The sequence below is a fragment of the Kitasatospora sp. NPDC059599 genome, from assembly GCF_042735125.1.
GTDB lineage: Bacteria > Actinomycetota > Actinomycetes > Streptomycetales > Streptomycetaceae > Kitasatospora.
The window spans coordinates 83216-95402 of record NZ_JBHWCL010000013.1; the positions used below are offsets into that span (position 1 = coordinate 83216).

Here is a 12187-nt window from a genome sequence, read left to right on the forward strand (position 1 = left end):
GCGCGCGCCCGCGACCCCGCGACCCCGCGACCCCGCTCCGCCGTGACCGGGCCCGGGGCGCCGGTCCCGGCCGCCGCCCCACGCCCCGCCCGCTAGACCTGCGCCGTCTCCCGCAGGAAGTCCAGCAGCAGCGCCGTCGTCTCCTCCGGCCGCTCCAGGTTCGGCAGGTGGCCGGCCCACGGCAGTTCCAGGTGCCGGGCGTTCGGCAGGACGGTCGGCAGGTGCGCCGCGATCCCCCGGAAGTCCGGCACGTCGTGGGCGCCGCCGACGACCAGGGTCGGGGCCGTGATCAGCGCGAGGTCGACCTCCTCCCGGTCCGGGCCGACCGTGGCGTCCGCCTGCACGTCGAAGGCGTGCCGCTGCATCCGCCGCACGCTTGCGCGGGTTGCCTCGTCCGCCTCCGGCCCCAGCCAGGTCTCGACGTTCAGCTCGACCGCCCCGTCGATGTCACCGGCCTCGATCAGCTCGTCCTCGCGCCCGCCGAAGGCCCGCAGTTCCTCACTGGGCAGGTGCCCGGGCATGCCCGGTGCGAGCAGGGCCAGCGCGGTCACCGCCGCCGGACGCAGCCCGGCCACCGTCAGGGCGATCCGCCCGCCGTGCGAGGCGCCGACCAGCGTCGCGGACCCGATGCCCAGGTGGTCCAGCAGGGCCAGCACGTCACCGGCGTCGCTGTACGGCGCCTGCGCGAGCGGCGATTCGCCGAACCCCCGGAAGTCGCCCCGCACCACCCGGTACCCGGCGTCGGCCAGCCGCTGCCACTGCGCGTCCCACATCCGCCGGTCGCACACCGAGGAGTGCAGCAGCACCACGGCGGGTCCGCTGCCCGCCACGTCATGAGAAATGATCATTCGGCGGATGCTAACGGCCCCTTCCGCGATCGCCAAGCGATTTCGGGCGCACCGCGGTTCACCGGCCCGCCGCACCTCGCCCCCCTCCCGGCGCGGGTCCGCCGTTCCCGCCGCACCTCACCGAGCCCCGGCGGCCCGCCCGGCCGTAGCACCGGATGAACGGACCCGGGACGGAAGTAAGCGCTTCCGGCCGCGCACGGGCTCTGAGCGGGTGAGGAGGTGCTCATGGGAGACACGAAGAGCGGGCGGGACGAGGAGTTCCAGGCGTTCGTCGTCGCGGTCTGGCCACGTCTGGTGCGAACGGCGTACCTGCTGGCCGGGGAGCAGTACGCGGCGGAGGACCTCGTGCAGTCCGCAGCGGAGAAGGCCTGCGCGGCCTGGTCGAAGGTCCGCCGCGCGGACGATCCGTACGCCTACGTGCGGCGGATCCTGGTCAACCAGCACGCCCGCCGCTGGCGGCGCCGGCCGCCGGAGCTGCTGGTGGACACGGTGCCGGACGCCGCGGCGGTGGAGGACGGGTACGCCCGGTCCGACCAGCGCGGGGCGCTGCTGGCCGCGCTCGCCACCCTGCCGCCGCGCCAGCGGGAGGCCGTGGTGCTGCGGCACTGGGAGGACCTGAGCGACAGCCAGACCGCGGCGGCCATGGGCTGCTCGGCGGGTGCGGTGCGCAGCCACGCGGCGAAGGGCATCGCGCGGCTGCGGCAGGTCACCGAACTGGTGGGACTCAAGGACACGACACACATCGGAGGAACGGTATGAGCGCGCACGTGGACGGCGACAAGGACCTGTGGGTCGGGCTCGGCCTCGCGGAGGCGGCGGCCGGCGCGAAGGTCGGTCCGGCACCGGTCGCGGACATCGTGGCGGGCGGCCGCCGGCTGCGGAACCGCCGCCGCACGATGGTCGGCGCGGTGGCACTGGCCTCGGTGGTGGCCCTGTCGGGCGGGGCGCTGACCCAGCTGCGCCCGGACCCGGCGGCCACGGGCGCCGCCGTCGCCGCCGGCAGCGGTCCGGTCGCCGTCGGACCGGCCGCCGCTCCGGCGACCACCGCCGCCCCCGGGACGCGCGACCCGTTCACCCCGGTCCGGGTGCGGCTGGGGCAGGGCGTCGCCAACGGCAAGACCTGGGAGATCTGGCAGGCGCTCTGGCCGCTGGCGCCGAAGGACCGGGCGTACGAGCAGGCGCTGGCGGTGTGGCAGGAGCGCGCGCCCTTCGACTCGAACATCGCCAAGCCGACCCCGGAGTACGTCGCCCAGTACTGGCAGGCCGACTCGGATGTCATCGACACGTACTTCGTCGTGGACGGGGTCCGCCTCGGCCACGACTCGGCGGGTGACACCCCGGCCCCGGGCAAGCTCGACCCGCGCAGCGCGGCCGACTTCAGCGGCGGCCTGTTCGGCCGCAGCAGCAAGGACGGCATCGTGCCCCCGGTGGACGTGGTCGTCATCTCCCTGGGCCCCGACGTCGGCCGGGTGGTGGTGCACTGGGCGGACGGCACGAGCACCGAGCCCGAGGCCGTCACCGTCGGGGACTCCCCCACCCGCCGCATGGTGGTGGCACGCCCGGGGACCGTACGGGCGACGTCCTGGGAGTTCTACGACAAGGCCGGCAACCGGCTACAGGACCGCGACGCCAAGTTCCTGACCGAGCCGGCTTCCTGACCGAGCCGGGTTTCGTCACCGGGTCGGATTCCTGACCGGGCCGACTTCGTGACCGGGCAGGTCCCTTGACCGCCGGGCCCGGTGACCGGATCCTCGGGGCGCCCGGCGCGCGAGCCCTTCCGCGTGGTCTCCTGGACGGATGACGGTTCAGGGGGATGCGGGTTCCGGCGCGGACGCGGATGCGGTCGCGGTGTCGACGAGGACGGCGGCGGGCCGGTGGGGGTGGGGCTCGCTGGGGCTCTTCCTGCTCGCCTTCGCGGTGTTCGAGGCGGTGAAGCACGCCGGCCCCACCGTCCCGCTCGCGGTGGCCGGGCTGCTCGTCCCGTTCGCGGCGGGGCTCGTTCCGCAGGCGGGGAGCGCGCTCGCCCGGCACCTGCTGCTCCGGCCGTGGGTGCCGCTGCTGGTCACCGCGGTCTGCACCGCGGTCCCGGGCCCGCCCGAGGACACCGCCGCGCCCTTCGCCCTCGGGCTGGCCTGGCTGGCCCACCTCGCCCTGCGCGCGGCCCTTCGCGACGACCGGCGCGGCGTGCCTCACGGTGTGCTGCGCAGAGTGCCTCGCGGGGTGCCTCGCGGGGACCGGACGGCGGCGGGACCGGCGGGCCGGTAGCAGTCCGGCGGCGAGCCTTCGGGAGTGGGAAGTCGGCAGGACCGACGTCCCACTCCCGCGGTGGTCCACCGGTGGTCGTCAGCCGGCGGCGGCCTCCAACAGCAGCTTCGCTGCCACCGCCGCCCCGTCGTCACGGATCCCGCCCGCGACGGCCGCGGCCCGCTCGGCGATGCCGGGCGTCAGGGCCTGCCGGAGGGCGGCGGACAGGGAGTCGGCCGTCGGGGTCGGGCCGTCGTGGGCGACGCCGATGCCCAACGCGGCGACCCGGGCGGCCCAGTACGGCTGGTCGACGATCTGCGGCACCAGGACCTGGGGCACGCCGGCCCGGGCAGCCGTGGTGGTGGTGCCCGCGCCGCCGTGGTGGACGACGGCGGCGACCCGGGGGAACAGCGCCTGCTGGTTGACCTCGTCGACGGCGAAGCAGTCGACCGCGCCGTCGGCCTCGGCCAGCCGGGCCCAGCCGCGTCCGAGCAGGACCCGGCGGCCCTGTGCGCGGACGGCGTCGACGGCCGCCCGGGCGGTGGCCGCCGCGTCGGCCAGCGGCATGCTGCCGAAGCCGACGTACACCGGTGCCTCACCGGCCGTCAGGAAGGCCTCCAGGTCGGCGGGCAACGGGCGGTCGTCCGGCAGGATCCACGCGCCGGTGTGCACGACCTCGCGGTCGGCCGGGAGCAGCCAGGGGCCGAGGGTCGGGTCGGTGGCCAGCCACGGCCGGTCGGTGAAGACGTGGTCGCGGACGTTCTCGGCCACCGGCAGTCCGACGGCCGCCCGGTGGCCGTTGACCGCTTCGCCGAACAGCGCGTTCATGGCCTCGACGTTCAGCGCCCACAGCTCCCGGTTGTCGGTCACCTCCGCCGGGTAGGGCCGCATCGGGTACTCGAACGGCGGGTGGTGCGGGGAGGGCAGCATGGTCGGCTGCAGGGCGACGTACGCGAAGTGCGCGCCCAGCTTCTCGGCTGCCGCCTGCGCGCCGGCGACGGCCGGGAACAGTCCGGTCGCCACCACCGCGCCGCCGGGTTCGGCTGCCGCGAGGACCGCCTCGTGGAACTGCTCGACCAGCGCGGCGGCCCGCCGGGGGAAGTCCGTCGGCGCCGGGCGCGGCCCGGTCACCAGTGAGCGCACCGACTGCCCGACCGGCACCACCTCCACACCCGCCTCGGCCAGCCGGGCCGCGAACTCCTCGTCCGGCGGCGCGCACACCCGCACCCGCGCACCCAGCGCGCGCAGGTGCACCGCCAGCCCGGCCAGCGGCTCGACATCCCCGCGCGACCCGTACGTCGACAACACCACTCGCACGTCGTGACTCTCCCGTATGTCCCTGGTCCTGGCTTCGAGTCGGTGATTCTGCGGCACGACCGGGGCCTTGCGGCAAGTCCCCCCGTGCGTTGTAGGTTGAGGGTGGCGGGGAGTGGGGTGCACCTCCCCGGCCGCCCCGGGGCCCGCTCCGGACGGTCTGTCAGACTCCTTCCATGCGGGCGATCATCGAGGACATGGCCGGGCAACTGACCGCGGTACCGGGCGTGGTGGGAGTGATGCTCGGGGGAAGCCGGGCAAGGGGCGAGCACGGTCCGGCGTCGGACTGGGACCTCGGGGTGTACTACCGGGGCGACGGCCTCGACCTGGCGGCGCTGCGGGCGCTCGCCGGGCCCGGGGTGGAGGTGGCCGGACCGGGCGGGTGGGGGCCGTGGGTGAACGGCGGTGCGTGGCTGCGGGTCGACGGGGTCGCCGTGGACTGGATCCTGCGCGACCTGGACCGCGTCGAACGGGTGTGGGCGGACTGCCGCGTGGGCCGCTACGAGGTGGGCGTGCAGCCCGGCCACCCGCTGGGGTTCTGGTCGCCCTGCTACGCCGGCGAGGTGGCCTGCGGGCAGGTGCTGGCCGACCCGACGGGCAGGCTGGCGGAACTGAAGCGGCGGACCGCCGACTACCCCGAGCCGCTGCGCGCGGCCCTGACGGCCGTGGCGTGGGAAGCGGGGTTCCTGCTCGACGTCGCCGCGAAGGGCGCGGCCCGCGCGGACGGCCTGTACGTGTCGCTCTGCCTGTCCCGGGCGTTCGGGGTCCTGGTGCAGGCGCTCCACGCCCACGACCGCCGCTGGTGCCTGAACGAGAAGGGCGCCCTGGCCGTCGCCGAGCGGCTCCCCGCCGCGCCGACGGACTTCGGCCCGCGCATGCGGGCCCTGCTGGCCGCGCCGGGCGGCACGGCCGGGGTGCTGTCGGGGACGGTCGCCCGGGCGCGGGAGCTGACCGGGGAGACCGTCGCCGCCCTGGAACGCTGAGCCGGAACGCAGGGTTGGAACGCCGAGTTGGAGCACTGAGCCGGAACGCCGAGGTGGAACGCCGAGCCGGACTCAGGCCGTCGGGCCGAAGGCCTCCTGGTAGGCGGGCCCGGTGATCGGCCGACGGTCGTAGAAGGCGTCGGGCAGGTCGAAGGCGTCCACCAGCGCGAGCGGGTGCTCGGCCAGCCGCGCGACGGATCGTTCCTGCAGGCGGTGCAGGTCCGCCGCCCGCTCCGGCGTCAGCTCCCCGGCACCGAACAGGAGCGTGCCGTGCGCGTCGATCCGGCGCAGGGTGAACAGCCGGTGCAGGTCCAGCAGGAGCGCGCGGACGGTGTCGTCCCGCGCGGCGTCGGCCCAGGCGAGCAGGGCGTCGGCCGCGTCGTGTTCGGCCCGGGCGGTGACGGCGGCCAGGGCCTCGGGCGCCGCCGCGTTCCACCGCCGCAGGCCGTCCCCGGCGGGTGCCCCGCGCAGGAGGGTCCGGGCGCGGGCCAGCCGCAGCCTGGCAGCGGCCCGGAGCAGGTCCTGACGGACCGCCGGATCGTCGAGGCCGCCCGTGACCGGGGCGGCCGCCGGGGGCTCGGGCTCCAGCATGAGTTCGGCCGCCGCCTTGGCCCAGAGCGCGAGGTTGTCGCCCTCGGCGGTGATGGTGCCCTCGATGTCCGCCGCGTAGGCGGTGATCCCGTTGACGGGCAACAGCCCCTGGGCGCCGCAGCGTTCACGAGCCTCGATGATCAGGTCGCGGGCCCGCCAGGTGACCCAGCCCTTGGTGACGGCCACCTGCCGTTCGGCGGCGGCGGACTCCTCGGGGTCGGCCGGGTCGCGCCCGGCCCAGCGGTCCACGGCGGCGCGGTGCAGGGCGGTCATCGCGTACACGGTGGCCAGGCCCTCCAGCAGCGGCCCGTGGTGGGTGCGGTGGGCCCAGACCGGGATGCGCCGGTCCGGCCGGGCCCCGGTGACCTCCCGGTGCTGCGCGTACCGGACGGCGGTGGCGAGCACGGCCCGCGCGGCACCGGCCGCGGCGGCGCTCATGCACAGCTTGCCGGTGGTGACCCGGCCGATCGCGGCAAGGAATCGTTTCCGCTTGCTGCCGAGCGCGCTGGTGAGCGTGCCGTCGTCGGCGAGCCGGCCGTGGGCGCCGGTGAGCAGCGCCTCGTAGGGCAGGCGGACCCGGTCGAAGGACGTGAGGCAGTGGTCGACGGGGCTGCCGGGGCGCTGCGGCAGCGGGTCGACGGTGATGCCGGGCAGCGGGCGGCCGTCGTCGCCGGTGAGCGGGGCGAGGACGAGGAGGATCCCGTGGTCGCGCCCGTCGACGCGCAGCCGGGCGGCGACCACCGCGGACTTGGGGCCGCCGGCCGGCCCGGTGTTCGGCATGAACTTCCGGGCGGACGGGCCGGGCGTGTGCAGGGTGAGACTGCGGTCGGTGCGGTCGTAGTCGACGACGGTCTCCAGGGCCGCGGCGTCGTTGCCGTGGCCGAGTTCGGTGCACAGGAAGGTGCCGGTCCGGTCCATCCGGAGGTACTCGTCGAGGGGGCGCTTGGGTGTCGGGTCGTGGTCGAGCAGGGTGCCGAGGAAGAGGTTGTAGTGGATGCCGGCGAGGACGGTGAGGCCGCCGTCGACCACGGCGGTCCACTCGTGCAGGGCGGCGAGCAGCCGCGGGTCGGCGGCGAGCGCGGCCGGGTCGGTGTGCGCGTTGAGGTGCTTCAACCGCCGGTAGGAGGCGGCGATCTGCTCGGCCTCCGGGGTCTCGGGGCGACGGTGCATGGCGGGGTCCGCGGCGAGTCGGCGCCAGGGCCCGTGCACGTGTTCGCGGTCGGGGCCGTAGAGGAGGCGGGAGAGTTCGGCGGTTATCGCTGTCATGTAAGCGATCAAGGATCGGGAAGGGCGGAGGTTACGGCCCTGTGATCAAGATCACCGGGGGTGGTGGGGAGCGGGAGGTCGGCCCGGCCGATCTCCCACTCCCCACGGACCCGTCGCGTGACGGTCCTTCAGCGCCGCCACGAGGCGGTGAGCGGATTGCCGTCGGCGGCCACCAGCTCCGCGGCCGTCGCCGCCATCTCCCGCTCCCACCCCCGGAACGCCTCCTCCTCCCACGCTCCGAGGCAGTCCCGGCAGCACGACCGGGTCACCGCCGCCGCGAACCGCCACTCCACCTCGTCGGCGTTCTCCCCGATCCCGTTCCGGACCGTGCCGACGGCATCCTCCGGGGCGATCTCCCCTGCCGCCGGCCGGGCCGCCGTGTGGCGCAGCAGGCAGCGCTCGGCGAGGTCGTCGTCGGGCACCGGGACGCGCCGAGCTCGTCCATCGACTCCCGGAGCAGCGCCACGAGTTCGGCACCGGGCTCGGCGCCGCCGCGCCCGGCCAGGTCCCGCAGCGCGGGCGAATCCCCACCCGCGGCCGGCAGGTGGGCGGCGGCCATCGGCAGATCCTCGGGGGCGACCAGCCCGGCAGCTCGCTGCCAGGCCAGGGTGAATGCGGCGTCCATGCCCGCATCCTGACCCGCCCTATCGGCCGGCGGCCACCGGATTGCCGCCGCGCCGGGCCGTCCGGCTCCGGCTGATCGTTTTGTTCGTCCTGCTCGTCCTGCTCGTCCGGCCCGTCCTGCTCGGGCGCGGGGCCGGTCCGGGTCGGGGCCCGGGGACTTGTCCGGGTCGGGGAGCGGGTCAGACCAGTCGCCGGTCCTCGAAGCACCAGCGCCAGCTCTCCCCCGGCTCGAAGCTGCGGATCACCGCGTGCCCGGTCCGCCGGTGATGGTCGGCGGACCAGTAGCCGGGCGTGGACTCGCAGCAGCCGACGAAGCCGCAGTGCAGGCACAGGCGCAGGGCGACGGAGCGCTGTCCGAGCTGCTCGCAGTGCGGGCAGCCGGTGGTGAGCGGCGCCGGCTCGGGGCTGGGCAGCTCCGCGAGGTGGGTGCAGGGACGGGAGGGGGACATGGCTTCCAGGGTACGGGGCCGTGCCCGGCCCGTATGGTTCTGTGTCGCTATGTCCATGATCGGCTCCAACGCCCTGTTCCTCCTGGTGGCGGGCAGTGCCACGGTCGCGGGCGCGGCCCGCCGGTACCGGTTGTCCGCACCGCTGCTCCTGGTGGTGGCGGGCCTGCTCGCCTCGGAGCTGCCCGGCGTGCCCGACTACTCGCTCGACCCGGAGATCGTGCTGCCGCTGGTGCTGCCGCCGTTGCTGTACACGGCCGCCCAGGACGCCTCGTACACCAGCCTGCGGGCCAATCTGCGGGCCGTGACCCTCTACTCCGTCGGCTACGTGCTGTTCTGCACGGTGACGATGGGGCTGGTGGCGCACGCGCTCGTCCCGGGGCTGCCGGTGGCGGTGGCCTTCGTCCTCGGCGCGGTGATCGCCCCGCCCGACGCGGTGGCGGCGACCGCGATCGCCCGGCGGGTGGGGCTGCCCGCGCAGCTCGTCTCGATCCTGCAGGGCGAGAGCCTGGTGAACGACGCGACGGCGATCACGGCCTACCGGGTCGCGGTCGCGGCGGCGGTCGGCGAGGGCTTCTCCTTCGGCACCGCGGTGGGCGAGTTCCTGCTGGCGGCGCTGGGCGGCACCGCGGTGGGACTGGTGCTGATGTGGCCGCTGCAGCAGCTGCGGGTGCGGCTCGGCGATCCGCTGCTGGCCAACACCTTCTCGCTGCTGGTGCCGTTCGCGGCGTACGCGGTGGCGGAGGCGTTCCACGCCTCGGGGGTGATCGCGGTCGTGCTGGTGGGCCTCTACCTCGGCCACTACGCCAACTGTGTCGACTTCGCCCTGCGACTGCAGGAGGAGGCGGTCTGGCGCATGGTCTCGTTCATCCTGGAGTCTGCGGCCTTCGCCCTGATCGGACTGCAACTTCCGGTGGTGGTGCGCCAGTTGCACGGCTACTCGGCCGGGCAGCTGGCACTCTGGACGACGGTGCTGCTGCTCGCGCTGATCGGGCTGCGCTTCGCCTGGGCCTGGCCCGCCGCGTACCTGCCGGGCATGCTGAGCCGGCGCGTGCGGGAGCGGGAGGGCCGTCCGGCGTGGACCCGCCCGGTCGTGCTCGCCTGGGCCGGCATGCGCGGGGTGGTCTCGCTGGCGGTCGCCTTCTCCATCCCCGAGACGACGCACGACGGCGCCCCTTTCCCCGAACGCGACCTGGTGCTGTTCCTGGTCTTCGCCCTGGTGATCGGCACCCTGCTGGTCCAGGGACTGACCCTGCCCGCCCTGGTGCGGCACCTGCCGCTGCCGGCCCCGGACCGGGCCACCGAGACGCTGCGCGAGGCCCAGGCCCAGTACGAGGCCTCCGAGGCGGCCGAAGCCCGCCTGGACGACCTGCTGGAGGACCCGCGCAACCGCGTCCCGGAGGCGATGGAGACCCGGCTGCGCCGGATGATGGAGCGCCGCCGCAACGGCGTGTGGGAGCGGATGGGCTCACCCGTCCACGAGGAGACCGGCGAATCCGTCGACGCCGCGTACCGCCGGCTCGCCCGCGAGACCCTCGACGCGGAGCGCGTGGCCCTGGTCGCCCAGCGCGACGCGGGCCGGGTGGACGACGAACTGCTGCGCCGGTTGGTGCGGCGGCTGGACTTCGAGGAGGCCCTGCTGGAGCACGCGGAGGACTGACCGGGGCCGAGCGGGGGCCCGGGCAGGACACGAGCGGGGGCCCGGGCCGGGGCTGGGGTGCGCGGGGGCCGGGACAGGAGGCCGGAGCGGGGGCCGGTGCGGGACCTCCCGTACGCCTACCGCCGGACGCCCCACAGGCGTTAGCGTCGTCCCGACCGTGCCGCCGCGCTCCTCCCGGACGTGCCGGCCGCCCCATCGGCATGCCCCGCCTTCCCGTTCTCCACCGAGCTCCGAGGACATCCATGGTCGACACCGTCAGCTCGCTCGCCGCCCGCGTCCACGACCTGCTGGTGGCGAGCATGAGCAGTCCGGCCGCGGGCGCCCCCGGGCAGGACGCGGGCAACGTCGCGGGCTTCCGGGACGTCATCGGGCGTGCCCTGGCCCTCGGCCCCGACGCCGGCTGGCTGGTCGCCTCCGGGTACTCGGGCCTCACCGGCCTGGCGCTCAAGCACCGGCAGGTCGACCAGGCGCTGCACCACCTCGACGCCGCGGTGACGGCCGGTTACAACGACTGCCTGGAGCTGCACGCGCCCGCCCTGCTGCCGCACCACGCCGATCCCCGCTTCCGCGGGGCGTACCAGCGGATGCGGATCACCATGGCGGACCTGGACGAACTCCAGTGGCTGCACCGGGAAGTGGTGATCATGTCCCAGGAGGCCACCCAGGCGAGCGTCGACAACATCGGCCGCCGCGACACCGGCGTGTCCCTCCTCCCGCAGGCCCCGCTGCCGACCCGGGTGCCCGACACCCCCGGCATCCTGTGCGCCCGCCTCGAACTCACCGCGGTGCAGACCGCGCTCCGCCGGGCCGCCTGGAACGCGGACGTCAGCCGCAGCTCCGGCAACACCAGCCTCAGCCTCATCGACGACACCTGGGACTACCCCGGCGCCCGCCACGACGCCTGGCACGCCGACGTCCTGGACACCCGGCGCGAACAGGCAGCCGCGGCAAGGGCGTTCGTCGAACGGCCGGGACTCTCCACCCTGCTCGTCCCGTGCCCACCGCTGGGCTCGCTCGTCTACCCGGCCTGAGTCCGGCTCACCCGGCCGCCGCGACGCTGCGGACCCGGACGGGGAAGGGCGGAAACTCCGGGCCCTCGCCGTTCTCGCTGTTCTCGCTGTTCTCGCTGTTCTCGCTGTTCTCGCCGCACGGGGCGCCGTCGCCGTCGCCGTCCGTCAGCCAAACCAGGCCGGGCTCCTCGTCCGCCAGGAAGTCGGCGACGATCGGCGCGAGGTCGTCGACCGGAACGTACGCGCCGCCGAACGGCAGCTCCTCCGGCCCCACCGAGCCGGTGGAGCAGCGCAGTTGCCCGGCCCGGTCGTCGTGCCGGACGTAGAACGTCGCCGGGCCGGTGTGGCCCAGCGCGCCGACCCGGGCCCGGAGCAGCAGGGCCGTCCGCTCGAAGGCGGCGACCACCTCGGCGACCGTCGACGCCCGCCGGTCCTCGGCCTCGGCGCTCAGCCACCGGGTGTTGGTCTCCCACTCCACCCGGCGGTCGTCCGGTTCGAGGTCCAGCGGCTCGTCCGCCGGCTCGGCGATGTACGTCAACAGCATCGCGTCAGTATCCCCCGTGCGGGACAGCAGCCCGCCGCGTACGACGGGCTGCTGTCCGGGCCGCCGTACCGACCGCGGTCCGGCCCACTCACCGGCCCACTCACCGGCCCGCTGACCGACTCACTGACCGGATCGCACTCCGGGGGCGGGTCGGGTCCGCGGTCAGTCCACCGTCACGGCGGACGGGGTTCCGTCCGTCACCCGCAGCAGTTCCGCGTAGGACATCGGGACGACGGTGTGCGGGTGCCCGGCGGCCGTCCACAGCACCTCGTACCGCTGCAGGGCGGTGTCGACCACCGTGCGCAGCGGGGCGGGGTGGCCGGTGGGGGCGACGCCGCCGATGGCCTGACCGGTGGCCTCGCGGACCCGGTCGGCGCCCGCCCGGGTGATCCGGCCCGAGCCCAACTGTTCGGCCAGGTAGTCGGTGTCGACGCGGTGGGCGCCGCTGGTCATCACCAGCAGCGGCTCGCCGTCGCAGAGGAACACCAGGCTGTTGGCGATGGCCCCGACCTCGCAACCGAGGGCCGCCGCTGCCTCGGCTGCCGTACGGGCGGAGTCGGGCAGGACGACGATCTCACCGGCGACACCGGCGGCTGCCAGCGCCTGGGCGACCGCCAGGCTTCGGGCGGGGAGGGAGGAGGACGTCATCGGGTCATC

Annotated in this window: 13 protein-coding genes; 6 read left to right on the forward strand and 7 right to left on the reverse strand. The window is 75.4% G+C overall.

The features are described from left to right. Positions 1–92: 92 nt before the first annotated feature. Positions 93–848, reverse strand: a complete 756-nt coding sequence (locus ACFV04_RS07460) for an alpha/beta fold hydrolase (RefSeq protein WP_380336512.1) — start codon at positions 846–848, stop codon at positions 93–95. Between the two features lie 225 nt (positions 849–1073). Here ACFV04_RS07460 and ACFV04_RS07465 point away from each other — a divergent pair, with 225 nt between their 5' ends. From ACFV04_RS07465 to ACFV04_RS07475, 3 genes are all read left to right on the forward strand, one after another. After that, positions 1074–1607, forward strand: a complete 534-nt coding sequence (locus ACFV04_RS07465) for a SigE family RNA polymerase sigma factor (protein ID WP_380336510.1) — start codon at positions 1074–1076, stop codon at positions 1605–1607. Then, complete coding sequence (locus ACFV04_RS07470; protein ID WP_380527437.1) at positions 1604–2506, forward strand: hypothetical protein; 903 nt, start codon at positions 1604–1606, stop codon at positions 2504–2506. The genes ACFV04_RS07465 and ACFV04_RS07470 overlap by 4 nt, the downstream gene beginning before the upstream one ends. Before the next feature lie 139 nt (positions 2507–2645). Continuing rightward, positions 2646–3113 (forward strand): hypothetical protein, encoded by a 468-nt coding sequence (locus ACFV04_RS07475; protein ID WP_380527439.1) that lies wholly within the window; start codon positions 2646–2648, stop codon positions 3111–3113. 78 nt (positions 3114–3191) lie between these two features. Here the strand turns inward: ACFV04_RS07475 and ACFV04_RS07480 are convergent, their stop codons facing one another. Then, positions 3192–4409, reverse strand: a complete 1218-nt coding sequence (locus tag ACFV04_RS07480; RefSeq protein WP_380527442.1) for a glycosyltransferase — start codon at positions 4407–4409, stop codon at positions 3192–3194. A gap of 173 nt (positions 4410–4582) precedes the next feature. Between ACFV04_RS07480 and ACFV04_RS07485 the strand changes: the two genes are divergently transcribed. Then, entirely contained in the window at positions 4583–5389 is an 807-nt protein-coding gene (locus tag ACFV04_RS07485) for a nucleotidyltransferase domain-containing protein (RefSeq protein ID WP_380527443.1), read from the forward strand. Between the two features lie 72 nt (positions 5390–5461). Here the strand turns inward: ACFV04_RS07485 and ACFV04_RS07490 are convergent, their stop codons facing one another. The 3 genes from ACFV04_RS07490 to ACFV04_RS07500 all read right to left on the reverse strand — a co-directional run bounded on the left by ACFV04_RS07490 (position 5462) and on the right by ACFV04_RS07500 (position 8319). Beyond that, a complete protein-coding gene (locus tag ACFV04_RS07490) occupies positions 5462–7246 on the reverse strand; it encodes an acyl-CoA dehydrogenase (RefSeq protein WP_380527445.1) in 1785 nt (594 codons plus the stop codon). A 128-nt stretch (positions 7247–7374) separates the two neighbouring features. Then, on the reverse strand, positions 7375–7668 hold the full coding sequence (locus tag ACFV04_RS07495) for a hypothetical protein (RefSeq protein WP_380527447.1): 294 nt from the start codon (positions 7666–7668) through the stop codon (positions 7375–7377). Between the two features lie 381 nt (positions 7669–8049). Continuing rightward, positions 8050–8319 (reverse strand): UBP-type zinc finger domain-containing protein, encoded by a 270-nt coding sequence (locus ACFV04_RS07500; protein WP_380336493.1) that lies wholly within the window; start codon positions 8317–8319, stop codon positions 8050–8052. Between the two features lie 49 nt (positions 8320–8368). Between ACFV04_RS07500 and ACFV04_RS07505 the strand changes: the two genes are divergently transcribed. Together ACFV04_RS07505 and ACFV04_RS07510 are read left to right on the forward strand one after the other, a co-directional pair. After that, positions 8369–9976, forward strand: coding sequence for a Na+/H+ antiporter (locus ACFV04_RS07505; RefSeq protein ID WP_380527449.1), 1608 nt, complete (start codon positions 8369–8371; stop codon positions 9974–9976). A gap of 242 nt (positions 9977–10218) precedes the next feature. Then, positions 10219–11007 (forward strand): hypothetical protein, encoded by a 789-nt coding sequence (locus tag ACFV04_RS07510; protein WP_380336488.1) that lies wholly within the window; start codon positions 10219–10221, stop codon positions 11005–11007. 7 nt (positions 11008–11014) lie between these two features. Here the strand turns inward: ACFV04_RS07510 and ACFV04_RS07515 are convergent, their stop codons facing one another. Both ACFV04_RS07515 and ACFV04_RS07520 read right to left on the reverse strand, forming a co-directional pair. Continuing rightward, on the reverse strand, positions 11015–11530 hold the full coding sequence (locus ACFV04_RS07515) for a hypothetical protein (RefSeq protein WP_380527452.1): 516 nt from the start codon (positions 11528–11530) through the stop codon (positions 11015–11017). Positions 11531–11692: 162 nt separating this feature from the next. Next, a complete protein-coding gene (locus ACFV04_RS07520) occupies positions 11693–12178 on the reverse strand; it encodes a YbaK/EbsC family protein (protein WP_380527454.1) in 486 nt (161 codons plus the stop codon). Between the last annotated feature and the right edge of the window lie 9 nt (positions 12179–12187).